The following is a 16576-nucleotide window of genomic DNA, read 5'->3' on the forward strand; positions in this document are numbered from 1 at the left end:
GGACTATTTACGCTTTCAGATATTGCTCGCGCGCGCCGAGCCAGCGGTTTAAATGCTGCGTGACGACGTGCGGAAACTCGTGCAGCAGGCGATCGGCGGCGCCGCGCGCGGGCTCGATGAGCCACGCGTCGTTTTCAAGGTTCGCGAAGCGCAGCATCGCCGCGCCGGATTGACGCGCGCCGAGGAATTCGCCGGGGCCGCGGATTTCGAGGTCCTTGCGCGCGATCTCGAAGCCGTCGGTCGTTTCGCGCATGGTTTGCAAACGCGCGCGGCCCGTGAGCGACAAGGGCCCCGTATAGAGCAGCACGCACACCGAAGCGGCGCTGCCCCGCCCCACGCGCCCGCGCAACTGGTGAAGCTGCGCGAGGCCGAAGCGCTCGGCGTGTTCGATCACCATCAGCGAGGCGTTGGGCACGTCCACGCCCACTTCGATCACCGTCGTCGCCACGAGGAGTTGCACTTCGTTGCGTGAGAACGCGTCCATGACCGCGGCCTTGTCCGTGGAAGCGAGGCGGCCGTGCACGAGGCCCACGGTGAGTTCCGGCAGCGCGGCCACGAGCGTTTCATAAGTCTCGACGGCCGTTTGCAGCTGCAACGTCTCGCTTTCCTCGATCAGCGGACATACCCAGTACACCTGACGACCCGTGAGCGCCGCCGCGCGCACACGCGCGATCACTTCCTCGCGGCGCGCGTCGGAAATGAGCTTCGTGAGGATCGGCGTGCGGCCGGGCGGCAGCTCGTCGATGGTGGAGACGTCGAGGTCCGCGTAGTAAGTCATCGCAAGCGTGCGCGGAATGGGCGTGGCCGACATCATCAGCTGATGCGGCTGGAACTCGCGATGCGCCTGATCCGGAGACTGCGTTGGCAACCGCGCGTTCTGCGCCTTCGCGCGCAACGCGAGCCGCTGCTCGACGCCGAAACGATGCTGCTCGTCGACGATCACGAGGCCGAGGCGCGCGAATTCCACGGCCTCCTGAATGATCGCGTGCGTGCCGATCACGAGCTGCGCCGTGCCGAGCGCCGCGGCTTCGAGCGCCGCGCGCTTTTCCTTCGCCTTCAGGCTGCCGGCAAGCCACGCCACCTGCACGCCGAGCGGCTCGAGCCAGCCTCGCAGCTTGCGTGCGTGCTGTTCCGCGAGAATTTCGGTCGGCGCCATGAGTGCGGCCTGATAGCCCGCGTCGATGGCCTGCGCGGCCGCGAGCGCCGCGACCACGGTCTTGCCGCTGCCAACGTCGCCTTGCAGCAGGCGCTGCATCGGGTGCGGCTGTTCGAGATCGTGAGCGATTTCGGCCACCACGCGCTCCTGCGCGCCGGTGAGCGTGAACGGCAGCGCGCCACGCAGACGCGCGAGCAGCGTCTCTTCGCTCTTGCGCCCCGCGACATGCCGCGCCATGGCGGGTGCCGCGCGCGTGCGGCGCTCTTCGTGCGCGCGCTTGAGCGAGAGTTGCTGCGCGAGCAGTTCCTCGAACTTGATGCGGGTCCACGCGGGATGCGTGCCTTCGATGAGCGCGTACTCGTCGGCGTTCACGGGCGGGTGGTGCAGGGTCTTGACCGCGTCCATGAGCGGCGGCACGTCCAGCGGCGCCATGAACTCGTGCGCCACGGCTTCGGGCAGGAGTTCGGGCAAATGCGCGCGCGAAAGCGCGTTGTCGATCGCCTTGCGCAGATACGCCTGGCTCACGCCCGCAGTGGACGGATACACCGGTGTGAGCGCCTGCGGCAGTGGCGCGTCGCCTTCCACGACCTTCACGGCCGGATGCACCATCTCCATGCCGAAGAAGCCGCCACGCACATCGCCACGCACGCGCAGACGCTTGCCGATCGCCATCTGCGCGACCTGCGAACCATAGAAGTTCAGGAAGCGCAGATGCAGTTCGTCGCCGTTGTGGTCTTGGAGCTTCACGACCAGTTGGCGGCGCGGACGGTAGGCGATCTCGTTGTCGAACACCACGCCTTCGGTTTGCGCGATGCCGCCCGGCAGCAGTTCGCCGATGGGCGTGAGCGTGGTTTCGTCCTCGTAGCGCATCGGCAGATGCAGCACGAGATCGATGTCGCTGCGCAGGCCGAGTTTCGCGAGGCGGTCGGCGGTTTTGGTGAGCTTGGGCTTGTCTTTGGCCGCGGCTTTTTCTGCGGCCACATCTGCGCCCTTTTCTGCCGTTTTTTTGCTGGCGCGTTTGCGCGCGGGCGGTGCGGCCCCTTGCGCCGCCTCCTGTTGCCGCGTCCGCGCGCCATCCTCGGGCAGGCGCGCGTCGTCGGGCGCGTCGCTCGCGGCATCGGGTTCGGACATCAATCGGCTAACGGATGAGGGCATGGGCAGCTTCGCAAGTACAATATCGGCTTTCCGGCATGGCGCGGCGCGTGCAGCGCGACGGCCTTTGCCATCGGGCGCATGTCGCACAAGCGCATGTCCCGCAATCATAGCCGCTCACTGAACGTGGGCGGCCATTGCAGCCGCTTTTGGGGGCGCAACCGCTTGGCGGTTCGGCCCAGTAAAGCCGCCGCGCGCCGGGCCTCCGGCGCATTTCCGTTACTTCAGGCCGCATGTTCAAGCTTTCCGATTTCGATTTCGACCTCCCCGAGGAACTGATCGCGCAGACCGCCCTGCCCGAGCGCAGCGCGAGCCGTCTGCTGGAGGTCGACAACACCACGCAACCTGCGCGTTTCACCGACCGCCGCTTCTCCGAGTTGCCCGCGTGCATCGCGCCGGGCGACTTGCTCGTCTTCAACGATACCAAGGTGCTGAAGGCGCGTTTCTTCGGCCAGAAGGCCAGCGGCGGCAAGATCGAGGTGCTCGTGGAGCGCCTGACCGGCGCGCGCTCGGCGCTCGCGCAGATCCGCGCGAGCAAGAGCCCGGGCCCCGGCACGGTGCTGCGCCTCGCCGATGCGTTCGAGGTGACGGTTGGCGAGCGCGTCGATCAGTTCTACACGCTGCACTTTCCCGACGACTGCCTCACGCTCATCGAGCAACACGGCCGTCTGCCGCTGCCGCCCTATATCACGCACGACGCCGACGCGAGCGACGAAACGCGCTATCAAACGGTGTTCGCGCAAAATCCGGGCGCGGTGGCCGCGCCCACGGCGGGCCTGCACTTCGACGACGCCCTGCTCGCGCAACTCGACGCGCAAGGCGTGGAGCGCGCCACGCTCACGCTGCACGTGGGCGCGGGCACGTTCCAGCCGGTGCGCGTGGAGAACATTGCCGAGCACAAGATGCATAGCGAGTGGTACGAACTGCCGCAATCGCTCGTCGACAAGATCGCCGCCACGCGCGCGCGCGGCGGCCGCGTGATCGCGGTGGGCACGACCTCGATGCGCGCGCTCGAAGCCGCCGCGCGCGACGCCGACCGCGAAGGCCGCGCACTCGCGGCAACGCAGGCGGAAACCGATATCTTCATTACGCCTGGGTACACGTTCCGCGTGGTCGACCGGCTCGTCACGAACTTCCACCTGCCGAAATCGACGTTATTGATGCTCGTATCGGCGTTCGCGGGCATCGAAACGATCCGCGCGGCGTATCGTCATGCGATTGCCGAGCGGTATCGGTTCTTCAGTTACGGTGATGCGATGCTGCTCACCAGAACAGACAACGCGCTGAACAAGTAACACCCACGCTTTCCAGGCCGTCACGCGATCTGCACACGCGCGGCGGCGTTTCACTACCTGCGCCGGACTTGTCGACTGGCGTTAGCGCTTTAGCGCTTACGCCAGTCCCACGCAGAGCGCCGGTTGCACAGGAGTCCACGCATGACCGACGGTCATCAAAACAACGCACGCGCCGAACACGGCGCTTATTTGGGTCAACTCGTGGGCGAACGCCCGCAAAACGGCCTGAAATTCGAGCTGCTCGGCACCGACGGCCTCGCGCGCCGCGGGCGCGTCACGCTCAATCACGGCGTGGTCGAAACGCCGATCTTCATGCCCGTGGGCACCTACGGCACCGTGAAGGCCACGCAGCCGCGCGAGCTCGAGGAAATGAAGGCGCAGATCATCCTCGGCAACACCTTCCACCTGTGGCTGCGCCCGGGTCTGGAAACGATCGAGGCGCACGGCGGCCTGCACCGCTTCATGGGCTGGAACCGGCCCATCCTCACGGATTCGGGCGGTTTCCAGGTGTTCTCGCTCGGCGACCTGCGCAAGATCTCGGAAGACGGCGTGCGCTTCGCGTCGCCCGTGAACGGCGACAAGCTGTTCCTCTCGCCCGAAGTGTCGATGCAGATCCAGAAGGTGCTGAACTCGGACATCGTCATGCAGTTCGACGAGTGCACGCCCTACGCGACCAACGGCGTGCCGACCACGCACAAGGAAGCCGCCGACTCCATGCGCATGTCGATGCGCTGGGCGCAGCGCTCGATCGACGAATTCAACCGTCTCGGCAACCCGAATGCGCTCTTTGGCATCGTGCAAGGCGGCATGTTCGAGGACCTGCGCGACGAATCGCTCGCCGGTCTCTCGCAGATGCCGTTCCACGGCTACGCGATCGGCGGTCTTTCGGTGGGCGAGCCGAAGGAAGACATGATGCGCGTGCTCGAACACATCGCGCCGAAGCTGCCCGCCGACAAGCCGCACTACCTGATGGGCGTGGGCACGCCGGAAGACCTGGTGGCGGGCGTGGCCGCGGGCGTCGACATGTTCGACTGCGTGATGCCCACGCGCAATGCCCGCAACGGCTGGATCTTCACGCGCTTTGGCGACATCAAGATCCGCAACGCCGTGCACCGCAACTCGCTGCGCCCGCTCGACGAGCAATGCGGCTGCTACACCTGCCGCAACTTCACGCGCGGCTACCTGCACCATCTGCACCGCGTGGGCGAGATCCTCGGCGCGCAGCTCAACACGATCCACAATCTGCATTACTACCTGGAATTGATGAGCGAGATGCGCGCGGCCATCGAAACGAAGACGTTCGCGGCGTTCCGCCAGCGCTTCGCCGAGCAGCGCGCACGCGGCGTGGACTGAGGCCAGCCGCCAGACATTACAATAACCTTTCGCAACTTGGCGCAGAGAAGGCATTCGCTGCGCTCGACCCACCCCGGTTTCACGCACAAGCATGCCGCGCCGGGGCGGGATTCGAGATAAGCACTTGATCGCAAAGCCTATTTTGCGTCATCGTCGCGATGAATGCCGGTGGTAGAATAACCGGCTCGCTTTTTGATCGTAAAAAACGGAGAGACCAACGTGTCGTTCATTTCCAATGCCTTCGCGCAAGGCAGTGCAGCAGGTGGTGCCGAATCGAGCCTCATGAGCTTCCTGCCGCTCATTCTGATGTTCGCCGTGCTGTACTTCATCATGATCCGTCCGCAGATGAAGCGTCAGAAGGAACATCGCAACATGCTCTCGGCCATGGCCAAGGGCGACGAAGTGATCACGAGCGGCGGCATCGTCGGCAAGGTGACCAAGGTCAGCGAAGCCTACGTGGGCGTCGAAATCGCTGATGGCACGGAAATCACCGTGCAGAAGTCGTCGGTCTCGACCATCCTGCCGAAGGGCACGATCAAGTCGCTGTAAAGCTTCATTGCATCATCGAGGCCGTTGCCTCCGAAAGAACGGCCTCGCGCGCCCGGCCCGCCCTCGCAGCCACTGACCAGAAAACGTCAATGCAGGAACGCCCCGAAGGCAACGCCGGACGCGCACGCAGCGCTTAAGGCCATTCCCCTCCCCCGTTGGGTCAACCAATGAACCGTTATCCCCTCTGGAAATATGTCGTGATGCTGGTGGCGCTCGTCATCGGCTTCGTGTACACATTGCCCAATTTCTTCGGCGAAGCGCCCGCGGTCCAGGTGTCGAGCGGCAAGGCCACGGTCAAACTCGACTCGGGCACGCTTGCCCAGGTCGAAGCCGCACTCGCCGCGAACAATATCAAGGCGACCGACCTCACGTTCGACAACTCGTCGATGAACGCGAACATCCGCGTGCGCGTCGCCGACACGGACACGCAGCTGCGCCTGAAAGACGCGCTCAACCACGCGCTGAACGCCGACCCGAGCGACCCGCAGTACATCGTCGCGCTGAACCTGCAGAGCGCCTCGCCGCGCTGGCTCAGCTCGCTGCACGCGCTGCCGATGTATCTCGGCCTCGACCTGCGCGGCGGCGTGCACTTCCTGCTCCAGGTCGACATGAACGGCGCGCTCAACAAGAAGCTCGACTCCGACGCTTCCGACGTGCGCACGCTCCTGCGTGACAAGAACATCCGCGACGGCGGCGTGAACCGCGTGAACCAGTCGGTGGTCGTCAATTTCGCCGACGCCGACGTGGCCGAGCAGGCGCGCAAGGTCCTCGCGGGCTCGGGCGGCATTACCGAGCTGCAGTGGGCCTCGCAGAACAACCCCGAAGGCGGCGTGCAGCTCGTCGGCACGTTCACGCCGGCCGTGAAGACGGCGGTTCAGCAGGCCGCGCTCAAGCAGAACATCCAGACGCTGCATAACCGCGTGAACGAGCTTGGCGTGGCCGAGCCCGTGATCCAGCAGCAAGGCGACGACCGTATCGTGGTCGAGCTGCCGGGCGTGCAGGACACTGCGAAGGCGAAGGACATCATCGGCCGCACGGCGACGCTCGAAGCGCGCCTCGCCGACCCGATGGGCCTGCATCCGGACGTGAACGCGCCGGTGCCGCCGGGCGACGAGCTGTTCACGCAAGGCAACGCCGCGCCGGTGCTGCTGCGCAAGCAGGTGATCTTCACCGGCGACCGCATCATCGACGCCTCGGCGGGCTTTGACGAGCATCAGCGTCCGTCGGTCAACATCCGCCTCGACTCGGCGGGCGGCCGCGCGGTGCGCGCCGTCTCGCGCGACAACATCGGCAAGCCGATGGCGATGGTGCTGTTCGAAAAGGGCAAGGGCGAAGTGCTGACGGTGGCGACCATCCAGTCGGAACTGGGCGACCGCTTCCAGATCACGGGCCAGCCCACGCCGCAGGCCGCCGCCGACCTCGCGCTGCTGCTGCGCGCAGGCTCGCTTGCCGCGCCGATGGACATCATCGAGGAACGCACGGTTGGCCCGAGCCTTGGCGCGGACAACATTCGCAAGGGTTTCGACTCGGTGATCTACGGCTTCGCCGCCATCGCCGTGTTCATGATCGCGTACTACATGCTGTTCGGCGCGATCTCGATGATCGGCCTTTCGGTGAACCTGCTGCTGCTCGTGGCGGTGCTCTCCATGCTGCAGGCCACGCTCACGCTGCCGGGTATCGCGGCTATCGCGCTCGCGCTCGGTATGGCCATCGACGCGAACGTGCTCATCAACGAGCGCGTGCGCGAAGAACTGCGTCACGGCGCGCCGCCGCAGCTGGCTATCCAGAACGGCTACGCGCACGCCTGGGCGACGATTCTCGACTCGAACGTGACCACGCTCATCGCCGGTCTCGCGCTGCTCGCGTTCGGTTCGGGCCCGGTGCGCGGCTTCGCGATCGTGCACTGTATCGGCATTCTCACGTCGATGTTCTCGGCCGTGTTCTTCTCGCGCGGTCTCGTGAACCTCTGGTACGGCGGCAAGAAGAAGCTCAAGTCGCTCGCGGTGGGTCAGGTGTGGCGTCCGGAACCCGACGAAGGCACGCCCGCGCTCGCAGGCGCCGACGCCGGCACGGACACGGGCCGCGCGGTCGCTGCAAACGCCGCGAAGCGCGAACCGGCCAAGGCCGGTGTGAAGGGCGCCACGCGCGCCAAGCCGGTTGTGCGCCGCCGCGACGCCCAGGGCGGCACCGGCGGTTCGGGCAACAACACCGGCTCGTCCCGCTGATACGGAGTCAAGAACATGGAATTTTTCCGCATCCGCAAAGACATCCCGTTCATGAAGCACGCGTTGATCTTCAACGCGATCTCGCTGATTACCTTCATTGCGGCGGTGTTCTTCCTCTTCCACCGTGGCCTGCATCTGTCGATCGAGTTCACGGGCGGCACGGTCATCGAAGTGCAGTACCCGCAGGCCGTGCAGCTCGAGCCGCTGCGCGACTCGCTCACGAAGATCGGCTACGGCGACGCCCAGGTGCAGAACTTCGGCACCTCGCGCGACGTGCTGATCCGCCTGCCGCTCAAGACGGGCCTGAGCTCGGCGCAACAAAGCGACCAGGTGATGGCCACGCTCAAGGCGGCGGACCCGCAAGTGCAGTTGCAGCGCGTGGAGTTCGTCGGGCCGCAGGTCGGCAAGGAACTCGCCACCGACGGCCTGCTCGCGCTCGCCTGCGTGGTGGCGGGCATCATCATCTACCTGTCGTTCCGCTTCGAATGGAAGTACGCCGTGGCCGGCGTGATCGCGAACTTGCACGACGTCGTGATCATTCTGGGCTTCTTCGCGTTCTTCCAGTGGGAGTTCTCGCTCTCGGTGCTCGCGGCGGTGCTCGCCGTGCTCGGCTACTCGGTGAACGAATCGGTCGTTATCTTCGACCGGATTCGCGAGACCTTCCGGCGCGAGCGCAAGATGAGCGTCACCGAAGTCATCAACCACGCGATCACGAGCACGATGTCGCGGACCATCATCACCCACGGCTGTACGGAAATGATGGTGCTCTCGATGTTCTTCTTCGGCGGCCCGACGCTGCACTACTTCGCGCTGGCCCTGACGGTGGGTATTCTCTTCGGCATTTACTCGTCGGTGTTCGTCGCGGCGGCGCTCGCGATGTGGCTCGGCGTGAAGCGCGAAGACCTCGTGAAGGACAAGAAGGAAAAGTTCGATCCGAACGATCCGAACGCGGGCGCGCAGGTTTAAGCGGCGCACCAGCAAAAAAGCCGGTTCTCACGAACCGGCTTTTTTTTCGTGCATACGCAACGGCCTTCGCCGCTCCGCCCTCCTGCCTACTGCTTGATGCCTTCGGCCTGGATATGGAGCGTGGTCTTCATCTTGAAGCCGTACTTCTTGCCCGAGTCCATGCCGAAGTCGTCGCGGTTGAATGCGGTTTCGGCCTCCACGCCGCACACCTCGCGTTTGAGCACCGGGTGCGGCATGCATTTGAACGACGCGATCTCGAGCTTGAGCGGCCGCGTCACGCCGTGCAGCGTCAACTCGCCGATCACCTCTTTGGGCGTATCGCCGTTGAAGACGATGCGCGTGCCCTTGTAGGTGGCCGTGGGGTACTTCGCGACATCGAAAAAGTCGTCGCCCACCAGATGCTGGTCGAGCTGCGGATTGCCGGTCTGGATCGATGCCGGATCGATCGTCACGTCCACGGTGCCCGTTTTCGCCGCGCGGTCCAGCGTGACCGTGCCCGTGGTTTTCGTGAACTTGCCGCGCCACGTGGAAAGGCCGCCGAAGTGATCAGCCTCGAAGCTCGGAAACGTATGATTCGGATCGAGCTGGTAAGTGTCGGCGGCGCGTGCGGCTTGCGTCACCAAGGCGGCCAGCGATACCACGGCGGCCCCAGCGGCCATCATGACGAGCTTGTTCAAAGGCATCTCCTTGAAGCCGTCGTTCTACTTGTGCGCGACGACGATATGAAATTTGATCAGCACTGCGTCGGCGACGATCGAGGTGTCTTTCCACTCGCCGGTGCCGATTTCGAAGGCGAGCCGATGGACAGGCAGCGTGCCGTCGAACGTCTGCGTCCCGCCCTGCTGCGTGAGCACGACGGGCACGGCCACGTTCTGCGTATGCCCCTTGATCGTGAGTTTGCCGCTCACGCTGTACTGGTTCGTTCCGGTCGACGTGACGGCGGTCGAGACGAAGGTTGCCTGCGGGAACGTCTTCGCGTCGAACCATTCGGGCCCGCGCACCGAATCGTTGTAGGTCTGATCGCCCAGATCATAGCTCGCCGTGTCGACCGTGATCTTCGCGGTGCCGCCCGCGGGCTTGCCCGGGTCGAAGTCGATCTGCGCGTCGAACTTCGTGAAGCTGCCCTGCACGGGCACGTTCATCTGGCGCGACACGGCAACGATCGTGCTCTTCGCCGCGTCGAGTTGCGCGCGGGCGGCCCCGCCCGCGAGCAGCGCCGCAGCGGCCCCGGCACACAGCGCCGCGGCCCGGACGGCCGGCTGCCACCGATAAGAACGAATCCACCTCGACAATGCTTCCATGATCGTCTCGCCTTGATTGCGTAGTCGTTCGCTTCGTGAACTGGCTTCGGCCACGTTCCGCAGCCATCCTGTCCCATGCCCGAAAGATAATCCAGTTTGAGTGACAGCAAACATCTGCAGATAAGCGCCCGGTCACTGCGGTCCTCGCACGCGAGAACGGCGCAAACGTGGCACACTCGCAGCCCGCTCGTCGCGCGGGCGAGCGCCGCCCGGCTGTCGCACCCGGCCGCCTGCTGCGCGGCGGACCTGTCCGGGGCCCGCGGCTCGTTGCGGCACGCCGCCGGGCGCGTTTGGTAACATGGCGCGAGGCGCTGTCAGCACCTTCCGGCATGCGCGCCGCCGTCGCGCGTCTTTCGTTCACGTCGTTTTGCGTCACCTGCCCGCATGGCCCAGGACAAACTGATCGCGTGTCACGATTGCGACGCGCTCTACCGCAAACCGCGGCTGCTCGGCCGCCAGACAGCGCGCTGCTCGCGCTGCGGCGCCACGCTCTACAGCAGCGCCGCGTCCCAGATCGACCGCATCTGCGCCATGACTATCGCGGCGCTCGTCACCTTCATCATCGCCCAGTCGTTCCCGATCATCGAGCTCGATGCGAACGGTATCACTACGGAGTCGAGCCTGTTCGGCGCCCTCGTGGTGCTCTGGCACGAGGACATGGAGATCATCGCGGTAATCGTGTTCTGCGCAACCATCCTCTTTCCGCTCACGGAGATGGTGGCGCTGCTCTACGTCCTGCTGCCGATACGGCGCGGCTTCATTCCGCCAGGCTTTAACTTCGTGCTGCGCGCCATCCAGTTCGTGCGGCCCTGGGGCATGCTCGAGGTGTTCATGCTGGGCGTGCTCATCACCATCGTGAAAATGGTGAGCCTCGCGCGGGTCATTCCCGAAACCGCGCTGTTCGCCTTCGGCACGCTCACGCTGATGTTCACCGTGGTCGTCACGTTCGACGCGCGCACGCTCTGGGACATCGCCGACAGCCTGCGCGACGCCGCACGCGCGGCGCGCGAGGGCGGCGCGGGTCCGGGCGCGCAGGCGGGCGGCGCCGACGGTCCGCAATCGCCACAATCGCCGCAAACGCCGTCGCCGGCCGCGCCCCACCCGCTCGCCGAGCCCGAGATCCGCGCGCCAGGCGCAGGCGCGCAAGACCCGGCGCCGCCGCGCGGCGGCCCGCTCCCCAAGGGGCCCCGATGAAATACCAGACCGCCACCGACGCCGGCTACATCGCCTGCCACGCCTGCGGGCACGTGCAGCCACACGAGCGCGAGCGCCAGCACGTTCGCTGCGCACGCTGCGGCTCGCCCGTGCACGAGCGCAACCCGGACAGCATCATGCGCACGTGGGCGCTCCTCATTGCGGCGGCGCTGCTCTACATTCCCGCGAACCTGCTGCCCGTGATGCATACGTCCTCGCTCGTCGGCGACGAGGACGACACCATTATGAGCGGCGTGGTCTACTTCTGGACCTCCGGGGACTGGCCGCTCGCCGTGATCGTTTTCATCGCGAGCATTCTCGTTCCCATGCTCAAGCTTTCGGTGCTCGCGCTGCTCGCGTTCACGTCGCAGCGGGGCTCGAAATGGCGGCCGGTCGAACGCACGAAGCTCTATCGGCTCGTCGAATTCATCGGGCGCTGGTCGATGCTTGACGTGTTCGTTGTCACGCTAACCGTCGCGCTGGTACGCTTCCAGTCGCTTGCGGTCATCACGGCGGGCCCCGGCGCGATCGCGTTCGGCTCGGTCGTGATCCTGACGATGATCGCCTCCATGCAGTTCGATCCACGCCTGATCTGGGATCCGGTGGACGAAGACAAACACAAACCTGCGCAACACTCTCAGGATCAACCCCATGAATAGTCCGAAAGGACCGACCCCGCCCAATCTGCCGGAGCCGGAGATCGTCAAGCCGCGGCGCTGGCTCCCCTCGCTCGTCTGGATCGTGCCGATCGTCGCGGCGCTGATCGGCGTGGCGCTCGTCGTGAAGTCGGTCGCCACGCGTGGGCCGACCATCACGATCAGCTTCGTGAGCGCCGAAGGGCTCGAGCCCGGCAAGACCAAGGTCAAGTACAAGGACGTGGACATTGGCTCGGTGCGCGCGATCAAGCTCTCGCCCAACCTTTCGCATGTGATCGTCACGGTCGAGCTGACCAAGGACGCCGAACGATTCGCCGTGAAGGACAGCCGCTTCTGGGTCGTGCGCCCGCGCGTGGGCGCAAGCGGCGTTTCGGGCCTCACCACGCTGCTCTCGGGCTCGTATATCGGCGCGGACGCCGGCCGCTCGCAGGATTCGCAAAGCGATTTCGTCGGGCTGGAGGCGCCGCCCGCCGTCACCATCGACGAGAAGGGGCATCGCTACACGCTGCATAGCGCGACACTCGGCTCGCTCGACATCGGCACGCCGATCTTCTTCCGGCGCATTCAGGTTGGTCAGGTCACAGGCTATTCGCTCGACAAGGACGGCACCGGCGTGACGGTGCAGGTGTTCGTGAGCGCGCCCTTCGACCAGTACGTGGGCACCAACACGCGCTGGTGGCACGCGAGCGGCGTGAACGTGCAGCTCGATTCGAACGGCATCAAGGTCAACACGCAGTCGCTTGCCACGATCGTGGTGGGCGGCCTCGCGTTCCAGGCGCCGGCCGGCCAGTCCATGGGCCCGCAGGCGCCCGACAACGCCACCTTCGCGCTTGCCTCCGACGAGACCGAGGCAATGCGCGAGCCGGACGGCGCGCCGCAACGCGTGGTCATGTACTTCAACCAGTCGTTGCGCGGCCTTTCGGTTGGCGCGACGGTCGATTTCCGCGGCATCGTGCTCGGCCAGGTGACCGACATCGGCATCGAGTACGACCCGAAACAGCACAACTTCACGATGCCCGTGACGATCGACCTCTACCCGCTGCGCCTGTCGCGCCGCATCCGCGGCGAAGCGCCCGCGCCGCACACGCCGCAAAGCCAGGAGCTGATCAAGCGGCTCGTCGCACGCGGCCTGCGCGGCCAGTTGCGCACCGGCAACCTGATCACGGGGCAGCTTTACATTGCGCTCGACATCTTCCCGAAGGCGGGACCGGCGACGATCGACTTCAACCACGATCCGCTCGAACTGCCGACGGTGCCGAACTCGCTCGAAGAGCTGCAGCAGCAGGTGGCGGACATCACGAAGAAGCTCAACCAGATTCCGTTCGACAAGATCGGCAACAACCTGAACGAGTCGCTCAAGAACGCCAACCAGCTGTTCGGCAAGGTGAACGAGCAGATCCTGCCGCAGCTGCAAGGCACGCTCGACGAAGCGCAGAAGACCTTCAACGCCGCGCAGTCCACACTGCAGCAGGATTCGCCGCTGCAGTCCGACGTGCACCAGGCGATGCAGGAACTCACGCGTACGCTGCAATCGCTCAACGCGCTCGCCGATTACCTGGAGCGCCATCCCGAATCGCTGCTGCGCGGCAAATCTGGAGACAAGCCATGACGTTCCGACGCGTCCCCTCTCTTGCCACGCTCGGCGCGCTGGTCATCGCAGCCGCACTGGCGGGCTGCAGTTCGCCCGCCAGCCGGTTCTATACGCTCAGCCCGACCGACGACACCGCTCGCACCATCGCCGCGCCCAGCGCGGGCAACGCGCAGTGGCTGATCGAGCTGGCCCCCGTGGATGTTCCGCCGCAGGTCGCCAAAGCGCAGATGGTCGTGCAAACCGACGCCAACCAGGTGCGCGTACTCGAGCAGGAGCGCTGGGCTTCGATGCCTGGCGACGAGATCCGCCGCGCACTCTCGGGCGACCTCACGCAGCAGCTCGGCACCATCGACGTGTACGGCTCACCGCATCCCGAGGGCGTGCCCGTGTACCGCGTAAGCGTGAATGTGCAGCGCTTCGAATCGTGGCCGGGCTCGCATGCGCTGATCGACGCCGTGTGGAGCGTGCGCGCACTCAACACGGAAACAGTCCTGACCTGCCGAAGCGTGCTCAACGAGAAGGTGGGCGACGGCTACGACGCGCTTGTAATCGGCCACCGGCAGGCGGTCGAGGCGCTCTCACAGTCGATCGCGAGCGGCGTGCGTGCACTCGCGGCCGCACCGCGCGTGAGCACGCCAGCGAATGGCGCGAAGGCCGGCGCGCGCGCGAAACCGGCGCCGAGCGTCGCCTGTCCGCAGATGGCGGCCGTCGTTGGCTGAGTTGGCGGCTTGCTGACGGGGACCTAGGGCGTGCCTGATCCGTAGGCTCCGATAGTGATCGGGAGCCAATAAAAAGAGCCCGCACGCATTGCGTCCGGCGCAGGGCAAGTGACGAGGCAAATGGCGGCCACATGCGGGCATTGAGCGATCTCCCGCAGCGGAGGCGGCATGTAGGCCTGGCCGCCCCCGCAACCCGCGTACAATAGCGCCTTCCCCGCAGCGTCCCATCCTCGTTCATGTCTTTCGATTTCTTTGCCCCCTGCCCGCGCGGCCTCGAAGCCGCGCTCGCCGCCGAACTGGCCGAAACCGCGCAACGGCGCCTGCCGCCCGGCGCACTCCAGGTCGGCGCCGAGGTGCCCGGCGGCGTGCATTTCCGCGGCAACTGGGCCGGCGGCATCGCCGCCAACCTGCATTCGCGCATTGCGAGCCGCGTGCTGCTGAAGATCGCGCAGCGCCCCTACCGCAGCGAACAGGACATCTACGCGCTCGCGCGCGAGCAGCAGTGGGAGAAGTGGTTCTCGGCGAACGAGACGATCCGCATCGACATCACCGCGATCAAGTCGCCGCTGCGCAGCCTCGAATTCGCCACGTTGCGCGTGAAAGACGCGATCTGCGACCGCATGCGCGAAAAGGCCGGTGCGCGTCCGAGCGTCGATACCGCCTACCCTGATGTGCGCATCTTCGCCTTCCTCACCGCGAACGAGTGCACGCTCTATCTCGACACTTCGGGCGAGCCGCTCTTCAAGCGCGGCTGGCGTCTGGACAAGGGCGCTGCCCCGCTGCGCGAGAACCTCGCTGCGGGCATCCTGCGCCTCACGGGCTGGACGCCCGGCACGCCGCTCTACGACCCGATGTGCGGCAGCGGCACCTTCCTCGCGGAAGCGGCGCAAGTCGCGCTCGACATCGCGCCTGGGCTCGATCGCCGCTTCGGCTTCGAGTCGCTCAAGCAGGCCGACATGGCCGCGTGGCGGCACCTCAAGAGCGAGGCGAACACCGCGCGCAATCTCGCGCAAAGCAAGACCAGCGACCTGCTGATCTATGGCAGCGACATCTCCGATGTCATGCTGGAAAAGGCCCGCGCGAACTTCAAGCGCGCGGGCTTCGGCAATGTGGCGCTCAAGCAGCTCGATGCGCGCAACATGACGCCGCCCTCGGCTGCGCCCGGCATTCTCGTGGCCAATCCGCCGTACGGCGAGCGTATCGAAGTGCGGGGCCGCAATGCGCGCGGCGAGGCGCGCCCGACGGCGCGCGAGCTGCGCGGCGACGATGATGAAGGATTCCGCCGCGCCAAGGACGAAGCACCCGACGCCGAGTTCTTCCAGGCGCTCGGCGACGCGCTCAAGCAGCGCTTCACGGGCTGGCGCGCCTTCGTCCTCACCTCGGACCGCAAGCTGCCGGGCCTGTTGCGCCTGCGCGAAGCCGCCAAGACGCCGCTCTTCAATGGCGCGCTCGAATGCCGCCTGTTCCGCTTCGACCTGATCGCGGGCAGCGTGCGTCAGCGTCCGGCCAGCGGCGGCGCGAACCCCGCTGCCGGCAACGACAACGCCAGCTGACACTGGCGCACGGCGCGCACGGCGGGTGAGGATTTCACCCGCCGCCGCGCCGCGCGTGGCTCAGCCCTGCACCACTGCAGGCGCGTCCGGCGCGTTCAGCGCCAACGGATACCCTTCGTACTCCGGAAACATCTTCGGCACCGTGAACGCCGGCATCGAATAGCGCGAAAAGCACCGTGAGGTCGAAGCCGGATGGATCAGGTGCAGGCAGCTCGCCTGCGTGTCGTCCGCCGCGAGCACCTTGCGGCCCGCTTCGACTATGCGGCGGATGAAGCTCTCGTCTTCGCTCAGGTCGATATCGTCGAAGCGCGCTTCTTCGAAAAGCGCCTTGCGATACACGTACGAGAACCCGTAGAAAAGGATGAAGTCCGCGCCGATCTTCATCTTGTCGTGGAACTCGACCGTCGCGACGCTATTGCCAGTCAGCACATAGTGCAGCCCCACGCGCGCGTTCAGGTCCATGTAGCCAAAGAACCGCGTATGCGGCGCGAACATCCAGAACGTCGCGAGCTTCATGAGGTCCGCACCGTTCTCCTCCAGCATGCGCACCATACCCGCGAGATAGTGCGAGGCGTAGTGGTCGTCGTCGTCGAAGTGGGCAATCAGCGCGCCGCGCGCCTCGTTCACAAGAAAGTTGCGTTTGCCGCCGATCGACATGCGCGTTTTCGACCAGTAGTAGCGCACACGCGCGTCACGCTTCGAGAGCGCGCTCAGGAAGGCGCTGGGCTGCGGGCTGTCGTCGAGGATGAGCCATTCCCACGCCACGCGCTGTCGCTGGATGCAGCGCCAGATGGCCGGCAGAAAAGCTTCGCGGTTGCCCGTGGGCGTAATGATCGAGACGGTGGGAGACATGCGGATGCGGGGAT

Annotated in this window: 14 protein-coding genes; 10 read left to right on the forward strand and 4 right to left on the reverse strand. The window is 65.9% G+C overall.

What is annotated here, in order from left to right:
• Window positions 1-7: 7 nt before the first annotated feature.
• Entirely contained in the window at window positions 8-2419 is a 2412-nt protein-coding gene (gene recG / locus U5A52_RS06110; RefSeq protein WP_321934270.1) for an ATP-dependent DNA helicase RecG, read from the reverse strand.
• A 122-nt stretch (window positions 2420-2541) separates the two neighbouring features.
• Between recG and queA the strand changes: the two genes are divergently transcribed.
• From queA to secF, 5 genes are all read left to right on the forward strand, one after another.
• Complete coding sequence (queA, locus tag U5A52_RS06115) at window positions 2542-3603, forward strand: tRNA preQ1(34) S-adenosylmethionine ribosyltransferase-isomerase QueA (protein ID WP_321934271.1); 1062 nt, start codon at window positions 2542-2544, stop codon at window positions 3601-3603.
• A 141-nt stretch (window positions 3604-3744) separates the two neighbouring features.
• The gene (tgt, locus tag U5A52_RS06120) at window positions 3745-4956 is read left to right on the forward strand and encodes a tRNA guanosine(34) transglycosylase Tgt (RefSeq protein WP_321913154.1); all 1212 of its coding nucleotides are present in this window, start codon (window positions 3745-3747) and stop codon (window positions 4954-4956) included.
• 219 nt (window positions 4957-5175) lie between these two features.
• The gene (yajC, locus tag U5A52_RS06125) at window positions 5176-5505 is read left to right on the forward strand and encodes a preprotein translocase subunit YajC (RefSeq protein ID WP_028201984.1); all 330 of its coding nucleotides are present in this window, start codon (window positions 5176-5178) and stop codon (window positions 5503-5505) included.
• Between the two features lie 167 nt (window positions 5506-5672).
• A complete protein-coding gene (gene secD, locus U5A52_RS06130; protein ID WP_321913155.1) occupies window positions 5673-7730 on the forward strand; it encodes a protein translocase subunit SecD in 2058 nt (685 codons plus the stop codon).
• 15 nt (window positions 7731-7745) lie between these two features.
• The gene (gene secF / locus U5A52_RS06135) at window positions 7746-8696 is read left to right on the forward strand and encodes a protein translocase subunit SecF (protein WP_321913156.1); all 951 of its coding nucleotides are present in this window, start codon (window positions 7746-7748) and stop codon (window positions 8694-8696) included.
• An 86-nt stretch (window positions 8697-8782) separates the two neighbouring features.
• Here secF and U5A52_RS06140 read toward each other — a convergent pair whose 3' ends face one another.
• Both U5A52_RS06140 and U5A52_RS06145 read right to left on the reverse strand, forming a co-directional pair.
• Window positions 8783-9358: a YceI family protein gene (locus tag U5A52_RS06140; protein ID WP_321934507.1), complete on the reverse strand. Its 576-nt coding sequence runs from the start codon at window positions 9356-9358 to the stop codon at window positions 8783-8785.
• A 39-nt stretch (window positions 9359-9397) separates the two neighbouring features.
• Window positions 9398-9997: a YceI family protein gene (locus tag U5A52_RS06145; RefSeq protein WP_321934272.1), complete on the reverse strand. Its 600-nt coding sequence runs from the start codon at window positions 9995-9997 to the stop codon at window positions 9398-9400.
• Between the two features lie 384 nt (window positions 9998-10381).
• On the opposite strand from U5A52_RS06145, the gene U5A52_RS06150 reads away from it, so the two are divergent.
• From U5A52_RS06150 to U5A52_RS06170, 5 genes are all read left to right on the forward strand, one after another.
• Window positions 10382-11191 (forward strand): paraquat-inducible protein A, encoded by an 810-nt coding sequence (locus U5A52_RS06150; RefSeq protein ID WP_321913158.1) that lies wholly within the window; start codon window positions 10382-10384, stop codon window positions 11189-11191.
• Entirely contained in the window at window positions 11188-11850 is a 663-nt protein-coding gene (locus tag U5A52_RS06155; protein ID WP_321913159.1) for a paraquat-inducible protein A, read from the forward strand. The genes U5A52_RS06150 and U5A52_RS06155 overlap by 4 nt, the downstream gene beginning before the upstream one ends.
• Window positions 11843-13456: an intermembrane transport protein PqiB gene (locus tag U5A52_RS06160; RefSeq protein WP_321913160.1), complete on the forward strand. Its 1614-nt coding sequence runs from the start codon at window positions 11843-11845 to the stop codon at window positions 13454-13456. The genes U5A52_RS06155 and U5A52_RS06160 overlap by 8 nt, the downstream gene beginning before the upstream one ends.
• A complete protein-coding gene (locus tag U5A52_RS06165; RefSeq protein ID WP_321913161.1) occupies window positions 13453-14157 on the forward strand; it encodes a PqiC family protein in 705 nt (234 codons plus the stop codon). The genes U5A52_RS06160 and U5A52_RS06165 overlap by 4 nt, the downstream gene beginning before the upstream one ends.
• Before the next feature lie 236 nt (window positions 14158-14393).
• Window positions 14394-15710, forward strand: a complete 1317-nt coding sequence (locus U5A52_RS06170) for a class I SAM-dependent RNA methyltransferase (RefSeq protein WP_321913162.1) — start codon at window positions 14394-14396, stop codon at window positions 15708-15710.
• Window positions 15711-15770: 60 nt separating this feature from the next.
• Here the strand turns inward: U5A52_RS06170 and U5A52_RS06175 are convergent, their stop codons facing one another.
• Window positions 15771-16562 carry a glycosyltransferase family 2 protein gene (locus tag U5A52_RS06175; protein ID WP_321934273.1) on the reverse strand — a complete coding sequence of 264 codons (792 nt, stop codon included), beginning with the start codon at window positions 16560-16562 and terminating at the stop codon, window positions 15771-15773.
• Between the last annotated feature and the right edge of the window lie 14 nt (window positions 16563-16576).

The sequence above is a fragment of the Paraburkholderia sp. J8-2 genome (genome assembly GCF_905220195.1).
Classification (GTDB): Bacteria; Pseudomonadota; Gammaproteobacteria; order Burkholderiales; family Burkholderiaceae; genus Paraburkholderia.

Bases quoted from the DNA above. Each gene is read 5' to 3' on its own strand.
- recG (WP_321934270.1), bottom strand. From the start codon at position 2,419: ATGATTGCGGGACATGCGCTTGTGCGACATGCGCCCGATGGCAAAGGC.
- queA (WP_321934271.1), top strand. From the start codon at position 2,542: ATGTTCAAGCTTTCCGATTTCGATTTCGACCTCCCCGAGGAACTGATC.
- tgt (WP_321913154.1), top strand. From the start codon at position 3,745: ATGACCGACGGTCATCAAAACAACGCACGCGCCGAACACGGCGCTTAT.
- secD (WP_321913155.1), top strand. From the start codon at position 5,673: ATGAACCGTTATCCCCTCTGGAAATATGTCGTGATGCTGGTGGCGCTC.
- secF (WP_321913156.1), top strand. From the start codon at position 7,746: ATGGAATTTTTCCGCATCCGCAAAGACATCCCGTTCATGAAGCACGCG.
- U5A52_RS06140 (WP_321934507.1), bottom strand. From the start codon at position 9,358: ATGATGGCCGCTGGGGCCGCCGTGGTATCGCTGGCCGCCTTGGTGACG.
- U5A52_RS06145 (WP_321934272.1), bottom strand. From the start codon at position 9,997: ATGGAAGCATTGTCGAGGTGGATTCGTTCTTATCGGTGGCAGCCGGCC.
- U5A52_RS06150 (WP_321913158.1), top strand. From the start codon at position 10,382: ATGGCCCAGGACAAACTGATCGCGTGTCACGATTGCGACGCGCTCTAC.
- U5A52_RS06155 (WP_321913159.1), top strand. From the start codon at position 11,188: ATGAAATACCAGACCGCCACCGACGCCGGCTACATCGCCTGCCACGCC.
- U5A52_RS06160 (WP_321913160.1), top strand. From the start codon at position 11,843: ATGAATAGTCCGAAAGGACCGACCCCGCCCAATCTGCCGGAGCCGGAG.
- U5A52_RS06165 (WP_321913161.1), top strand. From the start codon at position 13,453: ATGACGTTCCGACGCGTCCCCTCTCTTGCCACGCTCGGCGCGCTGGTC.
- U5A52_RS06170 (WP_321913162.1), top strand. From the start codon at position 14,394: ATGTCTTTCGATTTCTTTGCCCCCTGCCCGCGCGGCCTCGAAGCCGCG.
- U5A52_RS06175 (WP_321934273.1), bottom strand. From the start codon at position 16,562: ATGTCTCCCACCGTCTCGATCATTACGCCCACGGGCAACCGCGAAGCT.